The sequence below is a fragment of the Arthrobacter sp. 001422645 genome (genome assembly GCF_059816125.1).
In genome coordinates, this window is sequence record NZ_JCBANT010000006.1 from 158002 (window position 1) to 172902 (window position 14901).

Genomic DNA, 14901 nt, shown 5'->3' on the forward strand with positions numbered 1-14901 from the left:
CGCAGGCTGTAAAATTGGGGGAATGAGCTCCCCCGATCTGCAGTCCGATCTGACGCCCGAAGAAATCCAGGCCTGCCTCAAGGTCCTGAACAGCATCCACGTCTATGACGAGGAGCACCCGGACTACGTTTCGGTGCGCAGGGCCACCGGCAAGATGTTCAAGGCCGTCAAGCGTCACCGGCGGGTCAGCAAGCGGGATCTCATCGCCGAAGCGGACCGTGCCGTGATCGCCCAGACGGCGACGGCCGCACCGGACCGGATCGACGACGAAACCCGCGGCAATAAGCTCGCCCCGTCCACGACCGGGAGCATCGCGGGGCACCTGATCAGGTCCCGGCCCTGCTACATCTGCAAACAGCACTACACCCAGGTGGACGCGTTCTACCACCAGCTGTGCCCGGAATGCGCCCTCTTCAGCCACAGCAAGCGGGACGCCCGGACGGACCTGTCCGGACGCCGCGCGCTCCTTACCGGCGGCCGGGCGAAAATCGGCATGTACATCGCGCTGCGTCTGCTCCGCGACGGCGCCCACACCACCATCACCACCCGCTTCCCCAAGGACGCCGCGAGGCGCTTCGCAGCCATGGAGGACAGCGGCGAGTGGCTGCACCGGCTGCGGATCGTGGGCATCGACCTGCGCGACCCCGCCCAGGTCATGGCGCTGACAGATTCCCTGGACGCGGCGGGTCCTCTCGACATCATCATCAATAACGCGGCCCAGACCGTGCGCCGCTCCGGCAACGCGTACAAGCCGCTGGTCGACGCCGAGGACGAACCGCTACCCGCGGCCCTGCAGGCCGCCAACGGCGGGCCGGAACTCGTGACCTTCGGGCACGCCCACGACAAGCACCCGCTGGCCCTGGCCAGCACCGTCCTGGAGCACCCGGTGCTGGCCGGCGACGCCATCACCTCGCTGGCGCTCTCCACCGGCTCCGCTTCGCTGGAGCGGATCGCCGCCGGCACCGCCATCGACGCGGGCGGCCTGGTCCCGGACCTGGCCGCCATCAACAGCTGGACCCAGGTGGTGGACGAGGTGGATCCCCTCGAGATGCTCGAAGTCCAGCTGTGCAACGTCACCGCGCCTTTCCTCCTCGTCAGCCGGCTCCGGGGCGCGATGAAACGCTCCACCGCCAAGCGGAAGTACATCGTGAACGTCAGCGCCATGGAAGGCCAGTTCTCCCGCGCCTACAAAGGCCCGGGCCACCCGCACACCAACATGGCCAAGGCCGCGCTGAACATGATGACCCGGACCAGCGCCCAGGAGATGCTGGACGCCGACGGCATCCTCATGACCGCCGTCGATACCGGCTGGATCACTGATGAGCGCCCGCACTACACCAAGGTGCGCCTTATGGAGGAAGGGTTCCACGCCCCCCTCGACCTCGTCGACGGGGCTGCCCGGGTCTACGATCCGATCGTGATGGGCGAATCGGGCGAGGACCAGTACGGCGTTTTCCTGAAGGACTACAAGCCGAGCCCCTGGTAGGCGGCGGCGTCCGGTGCGGGCCTTATGGCCCTAATGGGGTGCCGGGACAGACCGTAACGTGGGTCCACATGAACACAGAGAGCACGCCCGCGCCCGATTTTGGCCTGTCCCTTGACCAGTGCTGGACACTTCTGGAAACGGAAGTTGTGGGGCGGATCGCCCTGATCGTGGACGGCCATCCGGAGATCTTTCCCGTGAACTTCGCGCTGGAGCGCCGCTCCATTGTGTTCCGCACCGCCGGCGGGTCCAAACTGTGGGCCGCGATGACGGCCAAGCCGGTCGCCTTCGAGATCGACGGCTATGATGCCCACGAACAGCAGGCCTGGAGCGTTGTGGCCCGCGGCGAAGCACAGTTGATCGAGAGCCAGCAGGAAAAGGACGCAGTCGATCAACAACTGCTCGAACCGTGGCAGCCGGGCGACAAGGACTACTACGTGCGTCTTGCCCCCAAGGCCATGACCGGGCGCCGGTTCAAGGTCAACCGGCCTGACATGTGGGCCACCCGGCTCTCCGATCCCCGCCGGGCTTCGTTCGAATAGGCGGCATCAGACCGGCAGGACCGCACTACTACCCCCCCCGGAAATTTCCACGGGCGCCTACTTGGCGGCTTTGGCCGCCTTCGTTTCCGGAGAATGGACCACCAGTACGGGGCAATGGGCATGGGCCACCAGCGCAGAGCTCACGGATCCGATCAGCATTCCGCCAAAGCCTCCGTGCCCGCGGCGGCCCACCACCAGCAGGTCGGCGTCCCGGCTGGCCTCAATCAGGGTGTACCTCGGGTGCCCCTGCACGAGCCGCGTTTCGACGTTGGCGGGCCTTGCCGCCCCGAATGCCTTGTCCACTGTCTCTTGGAGGATTTCGCCGGCACGGACGTCGAAGTCGTCGATGCCCATGGCGACGTAACCGTCGTACACGGGAGGGACGTCCCAGCTGGCCATGGCGACCAGCGTGGCCGAGAGCGGCCCGGCGAGGCTTTGTGCCTGGCGCAGCGCCTCCACCGAAGCATCGGAGCCGTCAACCCCCACCACGATGGTCCGGATGTCCCTGGCTTCGGTCATTGCTGATCCCTTCGTCGTACAGCTGGCGCGTCCAGCCTACAATGACCGGCCAGCCACGACGACGGCTAGGGCCATATGTCCTAGGCGCGGTTTGCACGAGATGTCCCGGCGGGACCAAGGACCCTTGCCGGGGTCCCCGGCAGGGGCAAGAATTGCAGTCGTCGGTGGTAAACCACTCGCAGGGGGCAACCCGCAGGGACCGTCAGTTCCCGGGCGACCAGGGCGAACAGCGACAGCGGCGCCCAAGTCGGCGACAATGGAGTCAGCGGACGCGCAGGTATGATCTGCGGACAGGCTGGGGACCACCGCACCATATGTGGCGGCGCAAGCCGCCGGAGGGAGAATCATGATTGCCTGGGCAGAAGCAGGTCTCACTGCACCCGACGGGGCGCGGGCCGTCATACGTGTCTTCATCCTGGATGACCACGAACTCGTCCGGCGCGGCCTTCAGGAGCTTCTTGAGGGTGAAGGCTTCCAGGTGGTGGGAAGTTCGGGTTCAGCCGTGGAGGCGACCCGCCGGATTCCCGCTCTTCATCCTGACGTCTGTGTCCTGGATGCCAGGCTTCCGGACGGGACCGGAATTGAGGTCTGCCGTGACGTGCGCTCGGTAGACCCATCGCTGAACTGCATTATTCTGACCAGTTTCGACGACGAACAAGCGCTGCGCGGGGCCGTCCTGGCTGGCGCGAGGGGCTATGTCCTGAAAGAAATTGGCGGCACGGACCTGATCGGTGCATTGCGCCGGGCGGCGGCAGGCGAGTCGCTCTTCGAGGAGGGCGTAGCCGCCGGCGTCGTGGAGAGCCTGGTGGAGGCTGAAGAAGTGGACCCCCGGACGTCTTCCCTCACACCCCAGGAGCGCCGGGTGCTGGAGCTGGTGGGCGGCGGACTCACCAACCGCCAGATCGCTGCGGAAATGTTCCTTGCGGAGAAGACGGTCAAGAACTATGTCTCCTCACTGCTGGCCAAGCTGGGCTTCGAACGGAGGACCCAAGCCGCCGTGTTCATCGCCGGACCGGCGTCGCCTGTGCAACCCGCAGGCCAGGCCGAGAGTCACCGCACCCACAGCGTCCGCTAGCCGGCAGCCGCCGCTCGCGGCTGTAGCTGACCGCGCATCCTGACCGCGCATCCTGACAGCGCACCTGAGGATGTCCGCTCCTAGAGCGGCACCGACCACTCAAGGCTCGTGCCGGTATCCGGGGCGCTGACGATCGAGCATTCGCCGTCAAGCATCCTGGCGCGGTCTTCCAGGTTGGCCAGTCCCCTGCGCTTTTCCGGTTCGGCGAAGCCCGCACCGTTGTCCGTGATGACAACCGTGACCCGCCCCTTGACGACGCCGACCGACACGGAGATGGCATCCGCCCCGGAATGCCTGATGGCGTTGCTGAGGCCCTCCGAGACCACGGCCACAACATTGTCCGCCTTGTCCGGCGTGACCGCGTCCACCGGGCCCGTCAGGGTCAGCCGCGGTGTGAACGGCATGGACTTCGCCGAGCTGCGGGTCACCCGCCGGATCCGGCCGCTGAGCAGTTCCGTTTCACCGCTGCTGCTCTTGAGCGAGTAAATGGTGTCCCGCAGGCTCCGGATCGCCTCGTCAAGCTCACCGGTGATGGTTCGGATCCTTTCGGTGGCGAGCTCGTCCTTGGTGAAGCGGGTCAGGCTCTGGACGCTCAGTCCCGCCGCGAACAGCCGCTGGATGACAAGATCGTGAAGGTCACGGGCGATGCGGTCCCGGTCAGTGAACACCAGCAGCTCCTCCCGGAGCCGGTGGACGCGGGCAAGCTCAAGGGCGAGGGCCACATGGGAACCGAAGACGGCCCCCATTTCGATGTCCGTGCGGGCGAAATGGAGCGCGTCCGGATCCCGGACCAGCACCAGGAGCCCGTGATGCGCTCCCTGCGTGCTCAGCGCCACCGCCAGCAGTGGCCCGGTGATCCCGCCGTCGATCTCTCCGAACAGAGCGGAGGCGTCTTCAAGGACAACAGGCTCTCCGCCTTCGAGGACACTTTCCAGCAGCGGCGAATCCAGTCGCAGAGAGCGGCCGGAGAACTGTGAACCACGCTTGCCGGCGACGCCGGCCACAATATGGCCCGAGGCGTCCCCGGCGGCCGCCACCAGCAGCGCGAGCTGGGAGCCGGATTCCTGCAGTGCCCTGCTGGCGATGGGATCCAGTCCCCCGGAGGTGTAGTCGCGGTCGCTGCTGAGCATGAGCCCGGAAACGTCCATACAGGCTTCCAGCCAGCGGGCCCGGCGCCGGGCGTCGTCATAGAGGCGGGCGTTCTCGATGGCCACGCCCGCGGCGGCGGCCAGCGCGACGGCCAGGCCCTCGTCCTCGGCCGTGAAGTCGCTGCCGTCTTCCTTTTCCGTCAGGTAGAGGTTGCCGAAGACCACGTCCCGGACCCGCACCGGGACACCGAGGAAGGACTTCATGGGGGGATGGTTCGCCGGGAAGCCGTAGGATTCCAGATGCTGGCGCAGGTCATGGAGCCTGAGGGGCCGGGGCTCGGAAATCAGCAGACCCAGGACGCCGTGGCCGGTTGGCAGCGGCCCGATCCGGTGGGCGAGTTCCTCGTCAATGCCGACAGTGATGAAGTGGCTGAGTGCGCGGTCATCGCCGATGACGCCCAAGGCGCCATAGCGGGCATGAAGAAGCCGGCAGGCGGACTCCACCACGCGCTCCAGCACGGCGTCCAGGCTGAGGTCCTCGGCGACAGCCACGACTGCTTCCAGCAGCCCGGCCATGCGTTCCTGGGACTGGAGGAGTTCCTCGGCCCTGGACACGAAACCCCGGAGGACACCGTCAACCATGGGTTGTGGCTCCGTGGCGGTCTGGTCCGGGCGGTCCCCCATTGAATGCATGCTCATGGCCCCAATTCGATACAAACGAACGCGACGATCGTCAACGCTGACGATGGTGATGCCAGAATACCCCGTGGCGGGCACAAAGACCCGGGTAGCCGGACGATCTGCCCGGGATTGTGACCTTATCCCCTACCCCGCTGCCGCCGGGCGGGCGTAGGCTCGGCGGCATGAGTACTGATCCCAACCCGGGCAAACACCAGCAGGCACACGAAGTTGAGAACCTTGACCACCATGAATGCTGGCGTCTGCTACGCGGCGTCAGCGTGGGTCGGCTCGCGGTGTGGGTGGATGACCATCCTGATATCTTCCCGATCAATTACAAGGTGGACCACGGCACTCTGGTGTTCCGCACGGCGGACGGCACCAAGCTGCAGGCGGCCACGGCAGACACACCCGTGGCACTGGAGGCCGACGGTATCGACGCTGACTCCGGCGTCGCCTGGAGTGTGGTGATCAAGGGACAGGCAGCACCGGTGCAGAACCAGCAGGAGGTCCTGGACACCGTGGGGCTCCTCCTGTTCCCGTGGCAGGCGGGCAAGAAGGAACACTTCGTCCGGATCACTCCGGACACCGTTACGGGACGCCGCTTCAAGGTGGTCCCCCCGCTGACCTGGTGGACGCCGCTGGATGACGCCACCCGCTCCGGCCTGGAATAACACTTAAACCCGTTGCGCTATCACTTGTTGCTGTTCTGGGGCCTCAGAACAGCATTAGGTGATAGCGCATCAGCGAGATGAGGTCGGGAATCAGGCCAGGCGGGTGATCTCCACCGTGACGCTGAGGGCGGAGCCGCCCCCGCCGGACAGGATTCCCTTAAGCGGGGGCACGTCGCGGTAATCCCGGCCGCGTGCCACAGTCACGTGGAAATCGCCGGCCGGTTTGTGGTTGGTGGGGTCCCAGCTGCGCCATTCGCCGTCCCACCATTCCAGCCAGGCGTGGGACTGTCCCGCGACCGTCTCGCCGAGGTCCGCCGTCGACCGCGGGTGCAGGTAACCGGACACATACCGGGCAGGGATGCCCCGGCTCCGCAGCGCGCCGATGGCGAGGTGCGCCAGGTCCTGGCAGACGCCCTGGCGCTGGTTCCAGGCCTGTTCTGCGTTCGTGGTGACGCCGGTGGAGCCCTTCATGTAGGTCATTTCGCCGCGCATCCATTCGAAGATCGCCATGGCGGCCTCATGCGGGTTGCGGTCCCCGACGACGCCGGGAATGATTCCGAGCACTTCGGTGCCCGGCCCGGTGAGCTGCGACTGCGGAATCCAGTCGCTGAACTTGTTGAGGGTGTCCGGGGAGTCGAGGACGTCCCAGCCGACGATGTCCGCCTCGGCCGGGATCCGCTCCACCCGGTGCACCTCGACTGTGGTGGTCGACAGGACTTCCAGGTGCTCGTGCGGCATCTGCATGTCGAAGGCGGTGACCCGGGTGCCCCAGTAGTCGCGGTAGCTGCTCAACGACGCCTGGGACGGCGAGACCTTCAGCGAGGATTCCAGCACCACCTGCTGGGGGTCCGTTAGCGGGGTCATCCGGGCCTCGTTGTAGGACAGTGTGACCCGCTTGTTGTATTTGTACGCCGTCTTGTGGATGATACTCAGCCGGGTCATGAAACTTCTCCCACCCAGGCCAGTTCGTCTGCCTGATTGAAGTACTTACGGGAAATGGCGTCCGAAGCCTGCGAGACGGCCTTCTGGACACGTTCCATGTGCTCGGGCAGCTCCGACATCAGGTCGTCGGTGCGGTGGAACTCGAGGAAGGTGCGGGCCTGGCCCACGATCCGGCGGGCGTCATTGATAAAGCCGACGCGCTGGGCCGAGGGGTCCAGCTTCGCGAGGCATTCATCGGCGTCACGCAGCGCATACACGATGGAGCGCGGGAACAGACGGTCCAGGAGCAGGAACTCGGCGGCGTGCTGGTCGCCGAAGGCTGCCCGGCGGGTGCGCAGGAACGATTCGTAGGCGCCGGCGCAGCGGAGCATGTTCACCCACGACATCCCGGCGGAGAGCACGTCCCGGGTGGAGAGCATCCGGGCGGTCATGTCGGCGCGTTCCAGGGAGCGGCCCAGGACCAGGAACTGCCAGCTTTCGTCGTGGCTGACCGTGGTGTCCGCGAGGCCGCTGACCATGGCCGTGCGTTCCAGCACCCAGTTGCAGAATCGGTAGGTGCCCACGACGTCCTTGCGGTGCTGGTTCAGCCCGTAATACGTGGTGTTCAGGCTCTCCCAGAGCCCGGACGACACGGTTTCCCGGGCGCGGCGGGCGTTCTCCCGCGCCGCGCCGAGGGAACCGGCGATGGACGTGGCGCTCTGCTTGTCATAGGCGAGGGCGTTGAGCAGTTCCGGCAGGCCGAAGTCCTCGCTCTGCGCCCGGGCGCCCATCACGGCCAGGAGTTCCTGCGCCACGCTGCGCTGTTCCTCCATGGGCAGGTGGTTGAGCCGCTCAAGGTGGACGTCGAGGATCCGGGCGGTGCCGTCGGCCCGTTCGACGTAGCGGCCGATCCAAAACAGTGACTCGGCGATACGGCTAAGCATTCGCGGTTACCTCCAGCGCATCGGAAATCTGAAAAGGGCAGGTCAGCGGAACAGTGTGTGGCAGGGTGCCGGGGGTCATTGCTGCTGCTCCTTCTGGCTATCGCGCCAGTTGCTTTCGACGGGCCAGACCGAAACCCGTTCGCGGACCGTGATGGCCTGGCGGGGCAGGGTCTCCACGGGCACCTCGGGGGAATCCGCCAGCACCCATGTGTCCTTGGAACCGCCGCCCTGGCTGGAGTTCACGATCAGGGAGCCTTCCTTGAGCGCCACCCGGGTCAGCCCGCCGGGGAGGACCCAGACGTCGTCGCCGTCGTTAACCGCGAAGGGGCGCAGGTCCACGTGCCGCGGGCCGAACTTGTCGCCGCTGAGGGTGGGCACGGTGGACAACTGCAGGACCGGCTGCGCGATCCAGCCGCGGGGGTCCGCGATGACGCGCTTGCGCAGCGCATCGAGTTCGTCTTTGGAGGCATCCGGGCCGATCACGAGGCCCTTGCCGCCGGAACCGTCCACGGGCTTGACCACCAGTTCGTCCAGGCGGTCCAGGACCTCTTCCCGGGCTTCCTTCTCCTCCAGCCGGAACGTATCCACGTTGGCGATCACGGGCTCTTCGCTGAGGTAGTAGCGGATCAAGTCAGGGACGTAGCTGTAGACCAGTTTGTCGTCGGCGACGCCGTTGCCCACGGCATTGGCGATGGTGACGCCGCCGGCGCGGGCTGCATTGACCAGGCCCGGGCAGCCGAGCATCGAGTCGGCCCGGAACTGCAGCGGATCCAGGAACTCGTCGTCGATGCGCTTGTAGATCACGTCGACGCGCTGCTCACCGGCGGTGGTGCGCATGTAGACGCGGTTGCCGCGGCAGATCAGGTCGCGCCCCTCGACGAGTTCCACGCCCATGAGGCCGGCGAGCAGGGTGTGCTCGAAATAGGCGCTGTTGAAGACGCCGGGGGTCAGGACCACCACGGTGGGGTCGTCGACGCCTGACGGTGCCGTCTTGCGCAGGGCGGAGAGGAGCCGGCGCGGGTATTCCTCGACCGGCCGGATCAGCTGCTGGCCGAATGCCTCGGGCAGGCCCTTGGCCATGGCGCGGCGGTTCTCCAGGACGTAGCTGACGCCGGAGGGCACGCGGACGTTGTCCTCGAGGACACGGAAGGTCCCGGCGGCGTCGCGGACGACGTCGATGCCGGAAATGTGGACGCGGACGCCGCCGGCCGGCTCGAAGCCGTGCACCTGGCGGTGGAAGTGGGCGCTGGTGGTGACGAGCTGGCGCGGGATGACGCCGTCGGTCACCACGGCCATCTTGTCGTAGACGTCGTTGAGGAACGCCTCCAGCGCCCGCACGCGCTGCGCGACGCCCTGCTCCAGCACGGTCCACTCATCGGCCGGGATGACGCGCGGCACGATGTCCAGCGGAAAGGGCCGCTCCTCCCCCGCGAAGTCGAACGTGACGCCGCGGTCCAGGAAGGTCCGTGCCATGGAATCGGCGCGGGCGGTGACATCAGCGAGCGAGAGTTCACGCAAAGCCCCGGCAACCTGCCCGTAGGACTTCCTGGGCTCCTGCCCGGGGGTAAACATCTCGTCGTAGGCGCCGGTACGTTCGGCGGCCACGGAGTAATCCTGGAATAGGTCAGACATGGTCACTAGACAATCACCTTTTTGTTGCGAAATCATTTCCATGCCCGCCGGAGCGTGGCGCCGGGCAGCAGGAATCCGCCGGGCGTGGCGCTGTCCGCTGGCCGGAAACCGGAGCTGACCGCGGGGCGGCCGCCGTGGCGCGTGCGGGCTTTTCCGCGCAGTTGGGGCAAGGTTGGTGCGTGCCACCGAAAATTCCCCACCCGCTGCCCAGGGCCAAGCCGCTGCCGGGCCTGGTCCCCGGGCTGCTGGCCGCGGCAGCCGCCGTCGTGCTGTCGCTGACCGTCCACGCCCTGGTTCCCGTGCTCCCGGCGATGACGCTGGCCGTGGCGTTCGGGCTCCTCGCCGCCAACGTCCCGGGGCTGTCAGGCTGGACGGCGGGCCCGGGCCGGCCAGGTCTGGACTTCGCCGGCAGGCACCTGATGCGCGCCGGAATCGTGGTCCTCGGCCTGAAAGTCAGCCTCGTGGACGTGCTGGGCCTGGGCTGGAGCGCGCTGCTGCTGATCACGGGCGTGGTGCTGGCCGCCTTCGCCGGAACCTACGGCATCAGCAGGCTGTTCCGGCTGCCGCCGCACGTGTCGCTGCTGATCGCCACCGGCTTCTCCATCTGCGGGGCCTCGGCCATCGGGGCGATGGCCGCGGTGCGCCGGATCCGGCAGCACGACACCGTGCTCCCGGTGGCCCTGGTGACACTGTGCGGCACCCTGGCCATCGGTGTGCTCCCGCTGCTCATCCAGCCGCTGGGCCTGACTCCGGAGGTTTTCGGGGCCTGGGCCGGGGCGTCCGTGCACGACGTCGGACAGGTGGTGGCCACCGCGCAGACCGCCGGGGCCTCGGCACTGGCGGTCGCCGTCGTCGTGAAACTCACCCGGGTGATCCTCCTGGCCCCCATGGTCGCCGCCGCGGGCCTGCACCACCGCAGCACCGCCGACGCCGGCACCGGCCTGAAGCGGCCGCCCATCGTCCCGCTGTTCGTCCTCGGCTTCGTCGCCCTGGCGGCGCTGCGCACCACGGGCTGGCTCTCCCCCGCCGTGCTCGACGCCGCCGCGGTGCTTCAGGACATCCTGCTGGGGATGGCGCTGTTCGGCCTCGGATCGGCGGTGCGGGTGGGCCAGCTGATCCACACCGGGGCGCGGGCGTTGCTGGCCGCTCTGGCGTCGTGGCTGCTGATTGCCGCGCTGGGGCTGGGCGCCGCGTTCCTCATGATTAGATAGCTGGGTGTCGAACCAGAACCTGCGCCGCGATGAAGCCGCAACCCGCTCAGCCCTGATTACCACCCACAGCTACGACGTCTCCCTGGACGTCCGCCAGGCTGCGGATCCGGACGTCGCCGGGTACACGAGCCGCAGCGTCATCAACTTCTCCGCCGGCCAACCCGGGTCCTCCACGTTCCTGGACTTCATCAGCAGCCAGGTGCACAGCGTCTTCCTCAACGGCAAGGGACTCCCGGTCGCCGACGTCGTGGACGGCTCCCGGATCCGGCTGGACAACCTCCAGGCGGAGAACCAGGTCACCGTCACGGGCACCGCGCTGTACAGCACTTCCGGGGAGGGCATGCACCGCTTCTTCGACCCCGCCGACGGCCAGTGCTACCTCTACACCCAGTACGAGCCCGCCGACGCCCGCCGGGTCTTCGCCAACTTTGAGCAGCCCGACCTGAAGGCGGAATTCACCTTCCACGTCATGGCGCCCTCAGCCTGGCAGGTGTCCTCCAACGGCGTCGAAACCCGGCGCGCGCAGCTCACCAGCGATCCCGACACCAGCCGCTGGGACTTCGCCCCCACGAAGGCGATGTCCACCTACATCACCACGGTGCTGGCCGGCCCGTACTTCAAGGCCGAGGACTCCTGGCGCGGGACGCTCACTGACGGATCCGTCTTGGACGTGCCCCTGGCCCTTTACTGCCGTGCCTCGATGGCGCCGTCCTTCGACCCCGAGGCACTCTTCACCCTCACCAAGAACGGCCTGGACTTCTTCAACGAACTCTTCGACTTCCCGTACCCGTGGGGCAAGTACGACCAGGCCTTCGTGCCCGAGTACAACCTCGGCGCCATGGAGAACCCGGGCCTGGTGACGTTCACGGAAAACTACGTCTTCACTTCACGGGCCGCGGATTCGCAGTACCAGGCCCGCGCCAACACCCTGCTGCACGAGATGGCCCACATGTGGTTCGGCGACCTCGTCACGATGCAGTGGTGGGACGACCTGTGGCTCAAGGAGTCCTTCGCGGACTACATGGGCACCCTCGGCGTGGACCGCACTACGGACTGGGACACAGCCTGGGTGAACTTCGCCAACAACCGCAAGGCGTGGGCCTACGTGCAGGACCAGCTGCCGACGACGCACCCGATCGTCGCCGACATCCCCGATCTCGAGGCAGCCAAACAGAACTTCGACGGCATCACGTACGCCAAGGGCGCCTCGGTGCTCAAGCAGCTGGTCGCGTACGTGGGTTTCGAGGCCTTCGTCGCCGGTTCGCGCCGGTACTTCAAGGACCATGCCTACGGGAACACCACCCTGGCCGACCTGCTCGCCGCGCTCAGCGCCGCCTCCGGCCGGGACCTCGCGGACTGGGCCCGCCAGTGGCTGCAGACCTCGGGCATCTCCACCCTCACCACCGGGATTGAAGAGCACGACGGCGTCCTCGGTGCCGTCACCCTTTTCCAGGACGCCGAGGACCCGACGACGGGCCGGCAGGAGCCGCGGCCGCACCGGCTGCGTATCGGCCTGTACGAGATGGACGACGCCGGCGCCCTGGTCCGCACGGACAGCGTCGAGACCGACGTCACCGGCGCCCGGACCGACGTGCCGGCCCTCGCCGGCAGGCCGCGGCCGGCCCTGATGCTGGTCAACGACGATGACCTGAGCTACGCCAAAGTGCGGCTGGACCCGCGCTCCGAGGCCACGGTCCGGAACTCGCTTAGTTCACTCACGGATCCGATGGCCCGGGCCCTGTGCTGGACCGCGCTCTGGGATTCCGCGCGTGACGCCGTCACGCCGTCCGCCCTGTACGTGGACGCCGTGCAGCGCTTCGGTCCCGCGGAGGCCGGCATCGGTGTGCTGCTGAACGTCCTGGGCAATGCCTCCACGGCCATTGAACGCTACGTCCCCGAGGCGAAGCGGGCCGGTGTCCGCCGCGGGTTCTTGTCCATGGCGGCCGACGAGCTCCAGCGTGCCGCACCGGGGTCCGACCAGCAGCTGGCGTGGGCGCGCACGGTTGCCGCGACCAGCCGGTTCGATGACAGCCGGCTCGACCTGCTCCGCGGGATCCTGGACGGCAGCACGGTCATTGAGGGCCTGTCCGTGGATGCGGAGCTCCGGTGGAACCTCTGGCACGCCTTGGCCGCCCACGGGCAAGCCACCGCCGAGCAGCTCGACGGGGAGCTGAGCAGGGACAACACTGCCGCCGGCAAATCCGGGCATGCCACCGCCCTCGCAGCCCGCCCGGATGCGGCGGTCAAGGAGGCAGCCTGGAATGAGGCCGTGCATGGCACGTCGCTGTCCAACCAGTTGCTCAGCGCGACCATCGCCGGTTTCAACACCGGCCCGGCGGCGCTGCTGCAGGGCTTCACTGATCGGTATTTCGACTGCCTGGAGGACGTATGGGCCGGGCGCAGCATCGAGATTGCCAGCCGGATCGTCCGCGGGCTCTACCCGGCAGGGCAGGACCTCGGCGGCGGCACCCCGGACTCACACCCCGTCATCATCCGGACGGATGAGTGGCTTGCCGGACACCAGGACGCCCCGCGGGCACTGCGCCGCATCATCATCGAACAGCGCAGCCACCTGCACCGCGCCCTCGAGGCGCAGGCGCTGCCCGCGAACACCCCGTCCGCTGCTCCGTAACCGCTGTATGCGAGGCGCCCGGCCACCCATCTGACACGTACGGCCGCTAAGCGGGTCGGTGTAGCGGCCACTTGTGGTGAATCGGTCACGAGCGCATCCCGCGGTGCGCACTTCTGACACGTACGGCCGCTAAGCGGGTCGGTGTAGCGGCCAGTTGTGGTGAATCGGTCACGAGCGCCGCCCGGCCGGCCACCCATCTGACACGAATGGCCGTTACCCGAGGCGCCCTGAGGGCAGCGGCGGCTCAGTCGGGGGGCCGGTGGGATGCAATCTGTGGGGCGCGCGGGGGCCTACGGGACCCGGTGCAGCCACTCCGCGGTACCGAACTTGGCCTCGACCCGCTGATGGGCCGCTGCGATTTCGCCGTCGGTGAGCTCCGACGGCGTCGCCGCGTAGCGTTCCGCGAAGACGTCCATCATGGCCGCGACGATCTCGGACCGCGCCAGGCCCGTCTGCCGGCGGAGGGGATCCACCCGCTTCTTCGCGCTCCGCGTGCCCTTGTCTGAGAGCTTCTCCTTGCCGATCCGCAGGACCTCCACCATCTTGTCCGCGTCGATGTCGTAGCTCATGGTGACGTGGTGCAGCATGCCGCCGTTCGCGAGCCGCTTCTGCGCGGCGCCGCCGATTTTTCCCTGCTCGGTGGCGATGTCGTTCAGGGGCACATAAAAGGCGCTGATGCCCATCTTCTCAAGGGCAGCCATCACCCACGCGTCCAGGAAGCCGTAGGAGTCAGCGAAGCTGATGCCGTCCACGAGGGTCTGCGGCACGTACAGGGAGTACGTGATGCAGTTGCCGGCCTCCATGAACATCGCTCCCCCGCCGCTGATCCGGCGGACCACGCTGATGCCGTGGCGTTCGACGCCGGCGGGGTCCAGTTCGTTGCGGACGGACTGGAAGCTGCCGATCACCACGGACGGCTCTTCCCAATCCCAGAACCGCAGCGTCGGGTTGCGGCGGCCCGCGCCGACCTCTTCGGTCAGGACCTCGTCAAGGGCCACGTTCACGTGGGTGGGCAGCACGGAGGGCCCGATGATGTTCCAGTGATGGTCCGCCCAGCCGGTGGCCTTGGCCAGGGCGCGGCGGACGGTGACCGCCACGGCGTCGGCGGAAAAGCCGAACAGGACGGCGTCGGCGGGCAGGGCCGCGGCCACGGCGGCGGAGATGTCCGCCGCAGCGGAGTCCGCCGGGAGGCCGGTGAGTGCCCGGTTGATCTCCAGCAGCGCCTCGTCCGGCTCCAGGAAGAAGTCGCCGCTGAGCGAGACGTTCGTCAGGACGCGGTCGACGAAGTCGAAGTCGGCGACTACCAGTTTGCCGCCGGGGACCTTGTACTCCCCGTGGCGGCGGGTACCGCCGTCGTCAGCGTTGCTGGGACCGGGAACGGGGCGAAGGGTCGTCATGACCTTAATCCTGCCACGCCGCGGCGTTCTGGAGGCACCATGGTGGCAGACGCAAAAAGCCCGCACCGTAACCGGTGCGGGCTTTTCCTTAAGACCTTGGGGAAG

The 14901-nt window shown here is 67.6% G+C and carries 12 protein-coding genes; 6 read left to right on the forward strand and 6 right to left on the reverse strand.

The features are described from left to right. Positions 1-22: 22 nt before the first annotated feature. Together AC6EUH_RS08900 and AC6EUH_RS08905 are read left to right on the forward strand one after the other, a co-directional pair. Positions 23-1486: an SDR family NAD(P)-dependent oxidoreductase gene (locus tag AC6EUH_RS08900; RefSeq protein WP_056429374.1), complete on the forward strand. Its 1464-nt coding sequence runs from the start codon at positions 23-25 to the stop codon at positions 1484-1486. A 68-nt stretch (positions 1487-1554) separates the two neighbouring features. After that, positions 1555-2025, forward strand: coding sequence for a pyridoxamine 5'-phosphate oxidase family protein (locus AC6EUH_RS08905; protein WP_056429373.1), 471 nt, complete (start codon positions 1555-1557; stop codon positions 2023-2025). Positions 2026-2082: 57 nt separating this feature from the next. On the opposite strand, the gene AC6EUH_RS08910 is transcribed toward AC6EUH_RS08905, so the two are convergent. Beyond that, entirely contained in the window at positions 2083-2544 is a 462-nt protein-coding gene (locus AC6EUH_RS08910; RefSeq protein ID WP_056429371.1) for a universal stress protein, read from the reverse strand. Between the two features lie 346 nt (positions 2545-2890). Here AC6EUH_RS08910 and AC6EUH_RS08915 point away from each other — a divergent pair, with 346 nt between their 5' ends. Beyond that, positions 2891-3619, forward strand: coding sequence for a response regulator (locus AC6EUH_RS08915; protein ID WP_499738401.1), 729 nt, complete (start codon positions 2891-2893; stop codon positions 3617-3619). Between the two features lie 80 nt (positions 3620-3699). Here the strand turns inward: AC6EUH_RS08915 and AC6EUH_RS08920 are convergent, their stop codons facing one another. Then, positions 3700-5400 carry a sensor histidine kinase gene (locus tag AC6EUH_RS08920; protein WP_499738418.1) on the reverse strand — a complete coding sequence of 567 codons (1701 nt, stop codon included), beginning with the start codon at positions 5398-5400 and terminating at the stop codon, positions 3700-3702. A 170-nt stretch (positions 5401-5570) separates the two neighbouring features. Here AC6EUH_RS08920 and AC6EUH_RS08925 point away from each other — a divergent pair, with 170 nt between their 5' ends. Beyond that, entirely contained in the window at positions 5571-6059 is a 489-nt protein-coding gene (locus tag AC6EUH_RS08925) for a pyridoxamine 5'-phosphate oxidase family protein (RefSeq protein ID WP_056429367.1), read from the forward strand. A 90-nt stretch (positions 6060-6149) separates the two neighbouring features. Here the strand turns inward: AC6EUH_RS08925 and AC6EUH_RS08930 are convergent, their stop codons facing one another. The 3 genes from AC6EUH_RS08930 to AC6EUH_RS08940 all read right to left on the reverse strand — a co-directional run bounded on the left by AC6EUH_RS08930 (position 6150) and on the right by AC6EUH_RS08940 (position 9556). Continuing rightward, complete coding sequence (locus tag AC6EUH_RS08930) at positions 6150-7001, reverse strand: transglutaminase family protein (protein ID WP_499738402.1); 852 nt, start codon at positions 6999-7001, stop codon at positions 6150-6152. Next, a complete protein-coding gene (locus tag AC6EUH_RS08935) occupies positions 6998-7924 on the reverse strand; it encodes an alpha-E domain-containing protein (RefSeq protein WP_024366688.1) in 927 nt (308 codons plus the stop codon). The genes AC6EUH_RS08930 and AC6EUH_RS08935 overlap by 4 nt, the downstream gene beginning before the upstream one ends. Positions 7925-7999: 75 nt before the next feature. Continuing rightward, positions 8000-9556 carry a circularly permuted type 2 ATP-grasp protein gene (locus tag AC6EUH_RS08940; RefSeq protein WP_056429975.1) on the reverse strand — a complete coding sequence of 519 codons (1557 nt, stop codon included), beginning with the start codon at positions 9554-9556 and terminating at the stop codon, positions 8000-8002. 179 nt (positions 9557-9735) lie between these two features. Between AC6EUH_RS08940 and AC6EUH_RS08945 the strand changes: the two genes are divergently transcribed. Continuing rightward, complete coding sequence (locus tag AC6EUH_RS08945; protein WP_499738403.1) at positions 9736-10767, forward strand: YeiH family protein; 1032 nt, start codon at positions 9736-9738, stop codon at positions 10765-10767. A 4-nt stretch (positions 10768-10771) separates the two neighbouring features. Then, complete coding sequence (pepN, locus tag AC6EUH_RS08950) at positions 10772-13399, forward strand: aminopeptidase N (protein WP_499738404.1); 2628 nt, start codon at positions 10772-10774, stop codon at positions 13397-13399. Positions 13400-13689: 290 nt separating this feature from the next. Here the strand turns inward: pepN and lplAB are convergent, their stop codons facing one another. After that, entirely contained in the window at positions 13690-14796 is a 1107-nt protein-coding gene (lplAB, locus tag AC6EUH_RS08955; RefSeq protein ID WP_499738405.1) for a lipoate-protein ligase LplAB, read from the reverse strand. Positions 14797-14901: the final 105 nt, after the last annotated feature.